Here is a 710-nt window from a genome sequence, read left to right on the forward strand (position 1 = left end):
TGCTTTGTTGCTCTTGGCCACTTTTCCCTCGTGGATGCAACAGCACGAACTAAGATTTTGAATTTCACTTCAAACATCGCTGCATTGTTGTTTTTCGTTCTAGCAGGGTTACCTGTATGGGAAATTGGTTTGACGATGGCGGTCGGTGGCTTTATTGGCGCTCAATTTGGTGCAAAAGTGGTGGTTACCAAAGGTCAAAAGTGGATTCGACCTCTAGTGATTACCATGTCTATGCTGATGGCAACAAAACTTCTTTGGCAACAACATCAGCAATGGCTTCTAACACTGTTTTAATTCGCTGATTGCGGTATGTGTTGTGGCGAAGACAGATGTGTATTGGGCGAATTAGAGGCTCTAGTTCTTCGAATTCAAAACAGAAATTTGATGCGATGTTGAGTGTTTTGATGATGGATTTAGGTATCAGTGCTGGTGCCATACCTTTTAAAGCTAATTGCGCTGCCGCAGTGTAGGAGTCCATTTCCATCAAAGGTTGGATCTCGTACTTGGACAAAATGGCTTGTTGATATGTGTTGGCTGGGTTATTCAAATCGTTAGTTAAAATCGCTTTTGGTAATTGAGTTAGCGGGTGCTTACTTATTATAGAGAAAGGCTCATCGGCGAGATGAACGCTCATCAAACCGTGATGAGAAGGTAAGTAACCAGCGCAGAATCCTAGGGTCGCTCGCCCCGATTTTACGTTTTCAACGATT

General features: G+C 43.2%; 2 protein-coding genes. One reads left to right on the forward strand and one right to left on the reverse strand.

The window, feature by feature from the left end:
* The coding region (locus R7Q11_RS26280) for a TSUP family transporter (protein ID WP_225467012.1) at positions 1 to 294 on the forward strand (294 nt) is incomplete at its 5' end.
* On the opposite strand, the gene R7Q11_RS26285 is transcribed toward R7Q11_RS26280, so the two are convergent.
* On the reverse strand, positions 230 to 710 hold a 481-nt coding region (locus tag R7Q11_RS26285; protein ID WP_263857203.1), incomplete at its 5' end, for a LysR substrate-binding domain-containing protein. The two genes, R7Q11_RS26280 and R7Q11_RS26285, sit on opposite strands and share 65 nt — an antisense overlap.

This window comes from Vibrio sp. 970, from assembly GCF_033339075.1.